We start from the raw sequence: 12,430 nt of genomic DNA on the forward strand, positions 1-12,430 counted from the left end.
ATATTTTCGAAAGTGAGCAGGGGGGTGTTTTGAGAAAAAAAGAAAAATCACCCTAAATAGCCAGAAAACCCACTATTTTAGACTATCAAAAACTTACTCGGATGACAGTAATTCTTTATTAGATTAAATCTAAATAATATAAATCTTTCTTATTTTTGCTCCAAGAAAAATTCTCCTTCCTATTCAAATGACTATTTTATGAAGCCAGAAAAATCTACTGCTTGGAAAAGCATCAGAAATATTTTTGACCAAATCCACCTTTATGCTGGACTGATTTCAGGTCTTGTGGTGATTGCAGTTTGTCTCAGTGGGACGATATATGTGTATAATACTGAGATCCGAGAGTTTATGGATTCTGAACTTTACTTTGTGGAGGAATCTGGTGAGAGGATGTCTGCGGATGAATTGAAGAGTGCTTTGGAAAACAGCTCGGATTCAGATGTGGTAGGTTTGATGTGGAATGAAGAGGCTGATCGCTCGGTCCAGTTTACCGTGAAAAAAGAAGGAGAAGAGGGTCGGGGAAGTACCTATTTTGTGAACCCATATACTGCAGAAGTATTGGGAAATACATCTGATCGTACCAAGACGGCGGAATTTATGGGCTACATGTTCAGTCTTCATAGATGGTTACTTTTGGATAGAATAGAAGAGCCAATCCTGGAAAGCATGGGTAACCGTGATTTGGGAAGATTTATCAATGGTGTAGCTACGTTACTCTTTCTTTTAGGAGTGATCACTGGTATTGTGATATGGGTTCCCAATAAAGTAAAAAGCTGGAAGCAAGGGTTGAAAATCAAATGGTCGGCTAATTGGAAGCGGGTTAACCATGACATTCACAATACACTGGCTTTTTATTCTTTGATTTTCTTATTTATCATGGGTGCTACAGGGCCGTTTTGGTCATACTCTTGGTATAGAGAAGGATGGCAAAAAACCTGGGACACCTATCAAGAGCCTGCTCCCAGAGGTGAGAATGCCGAAAGATCCAGAAATGAGCCAAAAGCTGAAGTAGCCATTTCAGAAGCATCTCTTCCTATAGTTTCTCTAGAGGATATTTTTGCCAAGACCAATGCCGAGCTTCCTTATACGGGGAACATCAGAGTATCTCTTCCATCCAAAGCATCTGATCCAATAAATGTGAGTAAGTATAGAACAGGTTTTTTTGCAAGATCTGGCTCGGATCAGTTGACTTTGTCATCAGCGGATTTATCTGTTACTGAGGCTAATTTGTTTTCGGATTTACCGTTCCGTCAGCAAATAGGTAGATCAGTGAAGTCCCTTCACGTGGGAGATATATTTGGTCAGTTTTCGAAATTTCTATGGTTTGTAGCTTGCTTGATAGCGACTTCATTGCCTATTACAGGAACATTGATTTGGTGGAATAAGCGAAAGAAAAAACCATCTAAGAAGAAGCCTGCCGTGCGACAAGTGGCAGAAATGGCATAAAACATTAAGGAGACCTTCTAATTTCGGAAGGTCTTTTTTTTTACCACGGTGGACACAGAGGTTTTCACGGTGGCACTATTTCTTCTGTTGTCCTGCTTCTCAACAAGCTGGACGCAGATATGTGTTTTTTCTATTAACTATCTTCGTTGAGTGCTTTTTGCTTTCTGCAAGCTCACTTTAATGATTCCTTCAAAACTTTAAGAGAATCTTAAGCTTCAGAATTACAGAGCTTGGATTGAATTGTTAACTTTTGCGTAGCAAAAACAACAAAGAAAGAGAATTCAAGGTCAATTGTGGAAATCCCATAGCTCTTCAATAAAGCTTAACTGCGACCTTTGCGTGACCTTTGTGCTCTTTGTGGTTAAAATAGAATGACAAATCATGCGAATTCTAGTCGTAGAAGATGAACCGGGAATATCCGGATTTTTAAAGCAAGGGTTGGAAGAAGAGTCCTACACTGTGGATGTCGCTGAAAATGGTCAAAAAGGGCTTCAGCTTGCGCTTACTGGAGATTATGATCTTTTGCTCCTGGATTGGATGCTTCCATTGAAAAGCGGGGTAGAAGTATGTCAGGAATTCCGAAAGCAATTTGCAGACACACCTGTAATTTTTCTCACGGCAAAAGACACAGTGGATGAGACAATTACCGGACTACAATCCGGAGCGAATGATTACATCAAAAAGCCTTTTCATTTCGAAGAATTATTGGAGAGAATTCGAGTTCAATTGAGGACAAAGGGAAGTTCGGAAGAGAAATATATGCTTGGTCCGATTACCCTTTTCACCGGCAGACATTTGGTGCTCAAAGGTGAAGAAGAAATTCAGCTGACCCAAAAAGAGTTTGCTTTACTGGAATACTTGATGAAAAACAAAAATCAAGTATGCCGACGCACTCAGATCATCGAGGAGGTTTGGGATATTCACTTTGATTATAATACAGGTGTGATTGATGTTTTTATGAATTCACTACGAAAAAAGCTGCATTTCAATACCAATGAGGAGTATATCCATACGGTCCGGGGTATAGGTTATATCGCTAAGGATTTATGAATGTTTCTTACAAAGAAAGGATAGCGCGCAGACTTACGCTGGTCACGGCATTGATCGTGCTGATCGTTTTTGCAATTATTTATCTGGTGGTGAATTATACGGTGGTTCAGAGTATAGATCGGGAGCTGAAACTGGAGACAGATAAGCATGTAGGGCAGATTTTTTTGGTTAACGGTGAGATAAGATTTGTCCATAAGGATGAGTGGCTGGAGCAGGAGCATAGCCAGATTCAGCTCAATCCTATCTTTATAGAGATCGTGGATATGCAGGGACATTCCATGGATAGATCCCCAAACCTCGGTGAAAACCACTTGAGTTTTTATCCGGAACGGGCAAAAAATAACGAAGCTTGGACACTAAAAACGAGCAGCAGAGAGGTGCGTCAGATGCAGATTCCACTGAATCATGTCGGAAAGCAGGAAGGGTATATGCTGGTGGCGAAGTCATTTGAAGATGCCAGGGAATTGCTCACAAACCTCAGAAATATCTTGCTGTTGCTCTATCCCGGTATTCTGATTTCCTTGTTTTTGTCCATGAGGTTTTTGGCAGGAAAAAGTATTCAGCCAATTCAGAAGATCATACAGAAGACCAATCTTATTTCACAGAGTAACCTCAATGAACGAATACCGGTAGCCGATCCAAACGATGAAATCGCCCAGCTTACACGCTCGATCAATGAGCTGCTAGCCAGATTGGAGCAAGCATTGACTAGGGAGAAGCAATTCACTTCTGATGCTTCGCATGAGTTAAGAACTCCTCTGGCCGTTTTGCGGGGTACGCTCGAAGTGTTGATCCGCAAGCCGAGAACATCGGATGAATATGTGGAAAAGATCAAAATGGCCTTGGGAAGTATTGACCGCATGTCGGAGATGATAGATCAGTTGCTTTCGCTTGCAAGAGTTGGAAAAGGGAAAATGAGCAGAGATGAAGTGGAATTGATTTCTTTTACCCGAAATTTTGCGCAGCAATCAGAGAAGGAGTCAGGAAGGCAAATCGTATTTGAGACTAATCTTTCCAAACCGCTTTTTAGGCTAGTCAATGAGAAATCACTTCAGATGATACTAAATAATCTCACTCAAAATGCTATCAAATACTCAGCTCCAACTACCAAAGTTCTCATACAGGTAGGAAGTCATGAGGGAGCGCCATTTATAGTTGTCAGAGATGAAGGGAAAGGGATGGCTGGAGATGCTTTGGACAAGATTTTTGATCCTTTTTATAGAGAAATGGATGACACTGGAGGCAATGTTCAGGGAATAGGTCTTGGGCTTGCAATAGTGAAGAAACTCGCGCTTGAATCTGATATTGAAGTGGAGGTGGAAAGCGAGAAAGGCGAAGGAAGTGCGTTTCGTTTGATTTTTTAGCGCAGAGATTTAAGACAATCTTAAGGGAGTTTTTAGGGTGTTGAGAAGCTATTAGTCGATTTTTGCAATTCAATTATCACCAATAGCATGTTAGACCGGATTATACAATGGAGTATTGGGCATAAGCTCATCATATTCATTTTTATATTAGCCTGGATAGGTTTTGGGGTTTTTGCTTTGAGCAATTTGCCGATTGGTGCAGTGCCCGATGTGACGACAAATCAAGTGCAGGTGATCACCACTTCCAGAAATCTCGCTACTGAAGACGTAGAAAAATACCTGACTTATCCGGTAGAGCTGGAGATGGCAAATCTTCCTGGGGTGATTGAGATCCGCTCAGTTTCCAAGTTCGGACTTTCGGTAGTTACCATTGTTTTTGAAGACAAAATGGGGACCTATCTCCCTCGACAGCTGATTGCAGAGCGGATTAAAATGGCTGAAGAAAGCATTCCTGCAGGTTTTGGAACCCCTGTAATGGGGCCCATCTCAACAGGGCTTGGAGAGATTTATCAATATGTGATCGATGTAGAACCAGGCTATGAAAGTGAGTATTCCATTACCGATCTGCGTACCATTCAGGATTGGGTTGTGAGACGTCAACTTTCGGGTATAGAAGGTGTAGTTGAAGTGAATACCTGGGGTGGCTATCTGAAACAATATGAAGTAGCCATCAATCCTGAGCGATTGAAGGGGATGCAAATCGATATTGCTGATGTATTTCACGCGATGGAAATGAACAATTCTATTGCTGGCGGAGGCTATATAGAAAAGACAAACGAGAGCTTTTTTATTCGTGGTGAAGGGTTGGTTACCAGCTTGGAAGATATAGAAAATATAGTTGTTGATGTCAGAAATGGGTCTCCTGTATACATTAGGGATATTGCAGAAGTTGGCTTTGGCCATGCGAATAGATTTGGGGCGATCACTGCAAACGGGGAGGGAGAAAAAGTCCTGGGTCAGGTGATGATGCTCAAAGGTGCTGATTCCAAAGGAACGATTGATCGGGTGAAGACTCGGTTGGAAGAAATGAAAACTTCGCTTCCGGAGGGTATTGTCATCAATGGATTTCTGGACAGATCTGAGTTGATCGGTAGGACAACCTTTACTATCGCAGAAAACCTGATTTTGGGTTGTCTGATTGTAGTTTTTGTGGTAGTGTTGCTTCTGGGCAATTTCCGATCTGGACTGGTGGTCGCCTCAGTGATTCCATTGAGTTTGCTTTTTGCGCTTTCGATGATGTACATCTTCGGAGTCGATGCCAATTTGATGAGTTTGGGAGCGATTGATTTTGGGATAATCATCGATGGTGCAGTGATTATAGTGGAATATATTGCCTTCCAATTCACTAGAGCTGATCATCAGCTGGCAGGACTTTCCAAGGATCAAAAACAAGGGAAGAAGGATGAGATCTCTTTCAAGGGTGCTTCCAAAATGATGCATTCTGCGATTTTTGGACAGATCATCATTATCATCGTATTTATCCCGATTTTATCACTCTCAGGAGTAGAAGGTAAAATGTTTCGCCCAATGGCCGAAGTGTTCTCCTTTGCTTTGATTGGGGCTATGATTCTAGGATTGACTTACGTTCCTGTAGTATCAGCTCTTTTCCTTAAGACAACGCCTCCAGGTCCTAAAAACATTTCAACACGAATCATTAGAGGGATCACCAAGGTTTACGAGCCTGCGCTTACTTGGGCTTTGGATCATACCAAAGTGGTATTGATCTCTGCTTTTGGATTGTTGGTCGGAACGATCTTGATTTTCTCCACAATGGGTTCTGAGTTTGTGCCTACGCTGGACGAAGGGGATTTTGTGATTCAGCCATTTTTGAAAACCGGCACGACCCTGACCAATACTGTAGAAACGATCACCGAGATTGAGAAAATCCTAAAGCAATTTCCTGAAGTGAATCAGATTGTGACCCGAGTCGGGGCTGCCGAGATTCCTACCGATCCTATGTCAATGGAAGAAAGTGATGTGATTGTGACTTTAAAACCTCGATCAGAATGGACCACGGTGGAGACCAAGGACGAGCTTGCTGAGAAATTTAAAGAAGCGTTGACAATAATTCCTGGGATGGAATTTGAATTTACACAGCCTATAGAAATGAGATTTAATGAACTGATCACAGGCGTAAGAGCTGATTTGGCTATTAAGGTTTTCGGAGAAGATTTGGATATCCTGCTGAAAACAGCACAGGAAATTGAAGCTGCAATACAGGGAGTGGAAGGTGCTGCGGATATTATTTTGGAAAAAGTAGATGGGTTGCCACAGATGAAAATCGAATACAACCGAGGCAAAATCGCCAAGTTCGGATTGAATATTTCTGATCTGAATGAGGTCGTGACTATGGGCTTTGCCGGGAAGACTGCCGGAACTGTATTCGAAGGTGAAAGGCAATTTGACCTTGTTGTGAGATTTGCAGAGCCTTTCCGCAAGGATATCCGTAATCTGGAGCAGGCTTCTATCCAGCTTCCAAATGGAGGGTCAGTGCCACTGTCTGAATTGGCAACAATCAGCTATACTAAAGGTCCAGCCAAGATTTCTCGGGATGATACCCAGCGTAGAGTGGTGATCGGCGTGAATGTACGGAATAGAGATCTTCAGTCCGTAGTGGATGATATTCAAGGGATAGTTACCAATCAGGTCAATGTACCGGAAGGGTATCGCGTGGACTATGGTGGACAGTTTGAAAATTTACAGAAAGCCAGAAATAGGCTGATGGTAGCTGTGCCGGTTGCCCTATTCTTGATTTTTATTCTACTCTATTTTGCTTTCTCCTCTACCCGGGATGCATTGATGATTTATTCAGCAATCCCTCTTTCGGCAATAGGTGGCGTTCTACTCCTATGGGCTAGAGACATGCCATTCAGTATTTCGGCAGGCGTGGGCTTTATTGCCCTTTTCGGTATTGCGGTGCTGAATGGAATAGTACTAATCGAACATTTCAAATCCATGGAATCTCATTACATCAATATCAAGGACTTAGTAATTAAAGGAGCAAAAGAGCGCTTAAGACCTGTACTGCTTACTGCTGCGGCCGCAGCGCTTGGCTTTTTGCCTATGGCAATCTCTAATTCTGCCGGAGCGGAAGTGCAGCGTCCATTAGCAACAGTGGTAGTTGGTGGATTAATATCTGCTACTATTCTGACTCTGATCGTACTTCCTGTGCTGTATGTTTTATTCAAAAGAAAATCGGGAGCATCTTCTTCCTCTTCCAAAAAAGTCTTGACTTCTTTGGTACTGATTTCCTTGATGTCCTTTTCCGTGAAAGCTCAGGAGACGCCATTGACGCTAGCTCAGGCAGTAGAAATAGGATTTGAGCGGAATCTCATTCTTCAGTCTGCCGACAAATCCATAGAGATAGCCAATGCAAAGATCGGCCAAGGCTGGAATCTTAGCAAAACCAATGTCTACTATGCGGAAGATAAAAATGACCTCGCTGAAAATGGAGTCTATAACAGGAGATGGGGCATTAGTCAAAGCTTTGCTTTTCCGACGCTCTATGGAGCGCAGAAAAATGCCTTGGAAGCTGAGGCAGAGATGCAGCTCAGCCAGTTTGAACTCCAAAAGAGAAAGCTGGAAGGGGAGATCAGTAAGGGATTTATAACTGTGATGTATTGGCAGGATTTGATACGAAACTACGATTACCTGGACTCTCTATATGCTGAATTTTCCCGTGCTGCTACGAGAAAATTTGAAACAGGAGAAAGTAATTACCTGGAGAAATTGACGGCTGAAGGCAAGCGTCAGGAGATTGGCTTGAAGAAAAGTGAAGCCAAAGAAAACTACCTGATGGCATTGGATCAGCTAAAGCTCCTGTTGAATTGGGAGGGGGAGCTTGTGCTGGCCGAAGAGGAGATATCATTGGATACTTCATTGATGCAGGACTGGACTTCGCATCCCGGAGTGAAATATTACGAAAGTGCTGTCAATCAATCTGAGTATCAGATTCAGGCTGAAAAGCGAAAGCTTTTGCCGGATATCACCATGGACGTGTTCCGTGGTACTAACCCAGGTGCAAATGCAAAGGTGTATCCGGGGTTTCAAGCGGGAATAGCGGTTCCTCTTTTCTTCGGGGCACAAAAATCCCAAATCAAGACCAGCGAATATCAGCAACAAAAAGTCCAGCTTGACGCTGAGCAATATAGAAATCAGTTGGAAAGTCGTGCGCAGCAGCTGCGTCGCCAGTTTGATCAAAACATTCGAGTCATCACCTATTATGAGGAGGAGGGCAAAACACTTTCGCTTCAAATCCTCGATCAAGCTCAGCGATCCTATCAGGAAGGAGAAATCGATTTTCTCCAATATGTCCAACTAATCGAGAATTCCAGGACGATCACATTACAATACCTGCAGAGCAAATTTGCCTATCAACAAACTATTTTGGACATCAACTACCTTCTGAACTGATGAAGAATTACACTATAAAATCAATCTTGTCTTCTGCACTTATTGCGAGCAGCCTGTTGTTTTTCCAATGCAACGGATCAGACACTTCTCAAGCTGTGGGTGTTGAAGTGGAAGCAGGCACATCCTCAGGCCCATATATTATGGTTTCTCAGAAGCAGTTTGAGACGATGAAAATGACCTGGGGAAGCCCAAAACTGGAGGAATTCTCGGAAGGCTTGTCTGTGCAGGGAATGGTGAAAGTTCCTGTGGAAGGAATTCAGGAGATTTCGGCTTTTTTTGGAGGCTATGTCAGTGGTCTAAATAAGCTGGAAGGTGAACCTGTAAAGAAAGGTGAGGTGCTTTTCTATCTTGAGAATCCAGATTTCATCCGTTTGCAGCAGGATTTCCTTGAGGCAAATAGTCAGTTAAGCTATTTGCAAGCTGAATATGACCGGCAAAAGACATTGTTTGGTGAGAAAATTTCCTCTCAGAAAAAATACCTAAAAGCTGAGGCAGATTTTCAATCTACCAAAGCCAAGGCAGAAAGTTTGAAGCGTCAATTGGCAATGATCAATATCAATGTAGATCAATTGAAACCCGAGAATATTCGATCTAAAGTCCCTGTACTTTCTCCGATTTCAGGGTTTGTAGATGGTATTCATTTGGTGCAGGGATCGTTTTTGTCAGTTGGAGGGAAGGCCATGACCATCATTAGCAAAGAGCATTTGCATATAGAGTTGGTGATATTCGAGAAGGATGCTGCGAATATCCATAAGGGGCAAAAAGTGAAGGTTTCCATTCCCGATTTGCCAGGGAAAGTTCTTGAAGCAGAAGTTTTTGTAATTGGACAGTCGATCAATAACGAGCGGCAGATCAATGTGCATGCACACTTGCCTGATGAAAAAGAAGAGGATTTGCTTGTGCCGGGGATGTTTTTGGAAGCCAAACTGATCCAAGACCCCAAAGAAGCCTGGGTAGTTCCGGTGACTTCGGTGGTGGTATCCGAGGGTGAAAGCTATGTGCTGGTGCAGCGGGAAAAGGACGAGACTGGATTCAAACTTGAGAAACTAGCTGTTGAAACAGGCTTGGAGAGTGAGGGAATGATTGAGTTGTTGCCAAATGAATCGTTCGATGAGAACACGGTTATTTTGACTTATGGGGGATTTAATCTGCTACCATAGTTTTAACCGCAGTGGGCACAGAGGTTTTCGCAGAGAGCGCAGCTAGTTTAGCGCTGTGCTGCTTCTCCAGAAGCAGTACGTAGAATCTTAGCTGGTCCAATTCTTATGACTTGGACCATCAAAATGCAGTCTCCTGACTGCTGTTTTGTTAGCGAAAAGTCGTTCGTGGAGTCACTCTCGGCGGCGCGGTTCTAGACTTCAGTCTAGGCTTTGTCTTTACCTATATCTCGAAGTATTTTTGTCTCCAATTTTTTGAAATAAGTCATTTTCAACCGTCAATTTCAAATCACGGCTTGCTTTAGCTGAATCAAGGAAAGCACCAAGGGAATGACGCGATGTAAATATTAATTTTTACTTGAAATTGTCCAGGAAACAGGTAAATTATAATAAGAATTGTATACTAAGTTGGAATTCACCTAAATAAGTGGTTTATGCTCAATACATACGATTTTCAGGTAGAGCACCCTCGTGAGTTTACACAACTAGCAGTGAAGGACTTACTTTTTTTATACTACAGGTGTCCCCAGGTCGAAAGAGAAGTAAATCTTTTCACACACTGCAATAAGATCATGTTTGTACTGGAGGGAATGAAAAAGATCTACCATCGGGAAAAGTCTTGGCTTCTCACAGAAGGTAAAGCCATCCTTTTGAAGAAAACTGCTTACCATCAGGAGCGGTTTACTGAAGCAGAATGGGAGGTGCTTTGCTTTTATATACCTGATGGTTTCATGCAGCAAACATTTAAGGAATATAGAGCCTTCCTGCCCATGAAGAATTTACCACCTCCATCTTCTGAAATTCTCCTGGAGATAAATGTAAGTAAATCTACCCGTGCCTTTTTTTATAGTGTTATCCCGTACTTTACCCAGCAACCACCTCCGGCAGAAAGTCTGCTTGAGCTTAAGTTTAAAGAGCTTTTATTTACTATTTTTTCAAATCCGGCCAATAAAGCATTGCTTTCCTATGTTAGTAGCATCAGTGAAAGAAGTAAGCCGTCTCTGCCGGAAATTATGGAGGCTAATTACACTTTTAATTTATCTCTTGCGGAGTTAGCACGCCTTTCTCATCGAAGTCTGGCAACGTTTAAAAGGGAATTTTCCCAATTGTACCATACTTCGCCTGGTAAGTGGTTGCTCCAGAAAAGACTTGTATATGCATCCCACCTGCTTGAAACAAGCGCTAAAAACATTAATGAGATAACTGATGAATGTGGCTTTGAAAGTGCTACTCATTTCAGCCGGGTCTTCAAAGAAAGGTATGGTATGCCACCATTACAGTACCGAAAAAATAAAACAAATGTTTTGACAACATAATTATCAAGAAAACACGCTGTATTATAGATTAGGTTTAGTTACCACCGGTAAAAAGCATATTGTTTCTGGCTAAAGTAAAACTCAATTTTTAGTTAAATATCTGATTATGTTTTAACCTTAAAATTTCGAAGAGGTTGGAAATTACAACTGATAATCGGGAAGATTAGGCTTATTTTTATATTCCTATAATACTTCTCTGAAATGGCTGACCTCCAATTTTCTTCACTGCACTTTTATAGTTGTAGATTTCTCCATTGCATTAAAATGAGCTTTTAAGATATTTTTTTGAACTTTTTAGCAAAGATTTTATTCTATTATCCCCATATATTTGATTTGTTCAAAGCCAATAATTGTTTTATGACCAGTGTCGTATTGAACGATCTTAAACGGGGCATTAATTACCGCTAGTGAAGCCAAAAGATAAAGCCTATGGGAAGCTATTGCTATAGATCAGAGGAGTAGGGCGTAACTCAGGAGTACTCGGAATTTGTGACGAAGGTAAGGCTGACAGAAATTAAAGCTAAATACGATCCTTCCAATTTATTCAGGATAAACCAAAATATTAAGCCATTATGGGAAGAAAATGCAGCATAGCTTTAAAGTAAAGAATGAGTTTTTTTAGAATAATTTATCCAGTTTTTGGTCAGCCTGCAAAGACAATAAAATGTATAAAACTTTAAATAAATGATCACTTCAAAATCAGTTAAGATATGGATAGCACCGGCGCGAACCCTCAGAAGCCACTTTATGAAAGATTAGGTGGAGAATCAGGTATTATAAAAATTGTCAACGATGTACTGGATAAAAACTTCAACAATCCTCTTGTTGGCTATCATTTCAAGAACATAGATATGGACAAGCTTAAAAGATTAGTTTTTGAGTTCTTCTCTATGGGGACGGGAGGACCTCATGAATACAGAGGCAGGGATATGCGTACTGCACATACGGGCATGCAAATCAATATGGAAGAATGGGAGAGTGCTACCGATGATATGGTATGGGCCCTGGACAACAATGGAATTGGGGAAAAGGAAAAGAATGAAGTTATAACTATTCTCGAATCTTTTAAAGGAGATATTGTTGGGGTTTAGTCTGAAATTACCTTTCAGGTATGGGTGAAGGGCAGGTATTTTCAATTTTAAAGACCCTATTCACCAGATACACCGATGATTAGCCTGTATTTTTCATCTAGCGTACCCAATCGTCGAGACACGAACGCCGGCGAAAAGAGAAACGAATGGCGATTCACGTGAGTGGATTTAATAGTAAATCAAGCTAATAAAACTTCTGCCGGTATTTTTAATCCTTTGTAAAGTGATTTGATCATACCCTAAGTCAGGCTTCTCTTTCTATTTAGAACTTCACTTACCCTACTCTGACTACCAAGATATTTTACCATATCAGCTTTAGTCATTCCCATTTGATCCATGCGGAATTTTATGGCATCAATCGGGTCAGGTGGCGCTATCGGATAATGTTTCATTTCATAAGATTTAACTAAGGTGGCTAATAGGTCTAATTCATCGCCTTCAGGAGTATCCTTTTTAGCTCCCCATAAATCCTCAATCCTGCTAATAGCACAAGTGAAATCTTGATCTGTTTTAACTGGCCGTATATTCATAATCAAATCGTTTTAGAATATAAGTAATAGATGAAGTGCTTCTCGGAGATGTAACCTAATACT

The 12,430-nt window shown here is 41.4% G+C and carries 9 protein-coding genes; 8 read left to right on the top strand and 1 reads right to left on the bottom strand.

The window, feature by feature from the left end; genetic code table 11:
- Positions 1-198: 198 nt before the first annotated feature.
- The 8 genes from SYJ56_RS15710 (at position 199) to SYJ56_RS15740 (ending at position 11,837) form a co-directional block, all read left to right on the top strand.
- Positions 199-1,446, top strand: a complete 1,248-nt coding sequence (locus SYJ56_RS15710; protein ID WP_323835695.1) for a PepSY-associated TM helix domain-containing protein — start codon at positions 199-201, stop codon at positions 1,444-1,446.
- 381 nt (positions 1,447-1,827) lie between these two features.
- Entirely contained in the window at positions 1,828-2,496 is a 669-nt protein-coding gene (locus SYJ56_RS15715; RefSeq protein WP_323835697.1) for a response regulator transcription factor, read from the top strand.
- Positions 2,493-3,860, top strand: coding sequence for a sensor histidine kinase (locus SYJ56_RS15720; RefSeq protein WP_323835698.1), 1,368 nt, complete (start codon positions 2,493-2,495; stop codon positions 3,858-3,860). The genes SYJ56_RS15715 and SYJ56_RS15720 overlap by 4 nt, the downstream gene beginning before the upstream one ends.
- Before the next feature lie 87 nt (positions 3,861-3,947).
- Positions 3,948-8,273 carry a CusA/CzcA family heavy metal efflux RND transporter gene (locus SYJ56_RS15725; RefSeq protein ID WP_323835699.1) on the top strand — a complete coding sequence of 1,442 codons (4,326 nt, stop codon included), beginning with the start codon at positions 3,948-3,950 and terminating at the stop codon, positions 8,271-8,273.
- Positions 8,273-9,433 carry an efflux RND transporter periplasmic adaptor subunit gene (locus SYJ56_RS15730; protein WP_323835701.1) on the top strand — a complete coding sequence of 387 codons (1,161 nt, stop codon included), beginning with the start codon at positions 8,273-8,275 and terminating at the stop codon, positions 9,431-9,433. Before SYJ56_RS15725 ends, SYJ56_RS15730 begins: the two co-directional genes overlap by 1 nt.
- 569 nt (positions 9,434-10,002) lie before the next feature.
- Positions 10,003-10,746 carry a helix-turn-helix domain-containing protein gene (locus tag SYJ56_RS15735; RefSeq protein WP_416377805.1) on the top strand — a complete coding sequence of 248 codons (744 nt, stop codon included), beginning with the start codon at positions 10,003-10,005 and terminating at the stop codon, positions 10,744-10,746.
- A 489-nt stretch (positions 10,747-11,235) separates the two neighbouring features.
- Entirely contained in the window at positions 11,236-11,340 is a 105-nt protein-coding gene (locus SYJ56_RS25940; protein WP_416377806.1) for a BBE domain-containing protein, read from the top strand.
- Between the two features lie 116 nt (positions 11,341-11,456).
- Entirely contained in the window at positions 11,457-11,837 is a 381-nt protein-coding gene (locus tag SYJ56_RS15740) for a group I truncated hemoglobin (RefSeq protein ID WP_323835704.1), read from the top strand.
- Between the two features lie 239 nt (positions 11,838-12,076).
- Here the strand turns inward: SYJ56_RS15740 and SYJ56_RS15745 are convergent, their stop codons facing one another.
- A complete protein-coding gene (locus tag SYJ56_RS15745) occupies positions 12,077-12,367 on the bottom strand; it encodes a helix-turn-helix domain-containing protein (protein ID WP_323835706.1) in 291 nt (96 codons plus the stop codon).
- Positions 12,368-12,430: the final 63 nt, after the last annotated feature.

It is taken from the genome of Algoriphagus aurantiacus, assembly GCF_035156405.1.
Lineage (GTDB): Bacteria > Bacteroidota > Bacteroidia > Cytophagales > Cyclobacteriaceae > Algoriphagus > Algoriphagus aurantiacus.

Excerpts from the sequence above, each read along its gene's own strand:
- SYJ56_RS15740 (WP_323835704.1), top strand. The coding sequence starts at position 11,457 with ATGGATAGCACCGGCGCGAACCCTCAGAAGCCACTTTATGAAAGATTA.
- SYJ56_RS15730 (WP_323835701.1), top strand. The coding sequence starts at position 8,273 with ATGAAGAATTACACTATAAAATCAATCTTGTCTTCTGCACTTATTGCG.
- SYJ56_RS15720 (WP_323835698.1), top strand. The coding sequence starts at position 2,493 with ATGAATGTTTCTTACAAAGAAAGGATAGCGCGCAGACTTACGCTGGTC.
- SYJ56_RS15715 (WP_323835697.1), top strand. The coding sequence starts at position 1,828 with ATGCGAATTCTAGTCGTAGAAGATGAACCGGGAATATCCGGATTTTTA.
- SYJ56_RS15745 (WP_323835706.1), bottom strand. The coding sequence starts at position 12,367 with ATGAATATACGGCCAGTTAAAACAGATCAAGATTTCACTTGTGCTATT.
- SYJ56_RS15710 (WP_323835695.1), top strand. The coding sequence starts at position 199 with ATGAAGCCAGAAAAATCTACTGCTTGGAAAAGCATCAGAAATATTTTT.
- SYJ56_RS15735 (WP_416377805.1), top strand. The coding sequence starts at position 10,003 with ATGTTTGTACTGGAGGGAATGAAAAAGATCTACCATCGGGAAAAGTCT.
- SYJ56_RS15725 (WP_323835699.1), top strand. The coding sequence starts at position 3,948 with ATGTTAGACCGGATTATACAATGGAGTATTGGGCATAAGCTCATCATA.